Genomic DNA, 1249 nt, shown 5'->3' on the forward strand with positions numbered 1-1249 from the left:
GCCATGAACATTGAGGTGGCACCGTACTTACAGACGGCGTTGAGATTCGCCCCGGCGTTGATCAGGCATTCGACGACCGTCTTGTGCCCCCCGAAGGATGCCATCATCAAGGGAGTGTAATCGTCACACGTAATGTTATGGACATTGACATTGACTCCTTCTTCCAGAGACGTGTTTACCTGATCCAAATCCCCTTCAAAACAGGCACGATAAAACGTCTGATCGGGAAAAAATGTATCCTGGTGCGGTTCACCGGTGTTCAGATTCAACACAGGCATCGGATTTTGCCGACACATCGCACACCGACGTGAGCCGATGGGCTGATCAACACAATACTTCAAAATACAGTCCAGATCGAAGCGGTTGCCACAACATTGTGTTTTGACGACCACAGGCGCTACAGCTCGGCCATGGAATTCGGCCAAACAAATGGGACAGTGAGTATCCTCCCGCGGTACTTGAGTATCCCCGGGGACAGGGGGGCGAGCAATGCCATCCATGAGTAGAACATCTGTGTTAGTCAATGAGCGATACGGATTGGACACAAGAAAAATACGATAGTTCAGCTCTATGGCTACAAAGTTTGCAGTGGCTAAACAATCTCACCTATTTCAAAAACTCGTAAGACGGGAACACCTGAAAGCTGTGTTTACCGGAAAACATAACGCCTTTCTTTTGTTCCCCGCCTTGCCTCTGTCACCTACCTTGCCCCGGCCTCAGTCAGGACTTTCACGCAGTCGGTATGGCCCATCCGGGTTGCGATAGATAGCGCAGTGGCACCATTCGACAAGGCAGCGTTGAGATCAGCCCCGGCGCTGATCAGGAGTTTCACGAATTCGATATTGCCTTTCGCAACAGCCACGAGCAGCGAGGTAGCGCCATCCGACAAGGCGGCGTTGATGTCTGCTTTGGCTTCGATCAGGATTTTCATGCAGTCGATATTGACTAACGCAACAGCCATGAGCAGCGGGGTGATGCCATTCGTGGCTCGTGCGTTGGGATCCGCCTTGGTTTCGATCAGGGCTTGCAGGATGTCGATGTTATTTTGTTGAGCAGCGATGAGCAGCGGAGTGGAGCCATCCGACGTTCGGGCAGCGTTGACGTCTGCCCCGGCTTTGATCAGGGCTTTCACGCATTCGGTGTTGCCCTTCCCGGCAGCCATGAACAGCGCGGTGGCACCATCTGCAGTCCGTGCGTTGAGGTCTGCCTCGGCTTCGATCAGTGCATTCACGCAGTCAGTCTTATTTTC

2 protein-coding genes are annotated in these 1249 nt (G+C 52.8%); both read right to left on the bottom strand.

Going from position 1 to position 1249, the window contains the following annotated elements:
• Positions 1-524 (bottom strand): ankyrin repeat domain-containing protein (locus KDK18_RS13360; RefSeq protein ID WP_257255426.1); only part of this gene is annotated, 524 nt, incomplete at its 3' end.
• 176 nt (positions 525-700) lie between these two features.
• Positions 701-1249: ankyrin repeat domain-containing protein (locus KDK18_RS13365; RefSeq protein ID WP_257255427.1), on the bottom strand; the 549-nt coding region annotated here is incomplete at its 5' end.

It is taken from the genome of Endozoicomonas sp. SESOKO3 (assembly GCF_024606255.1).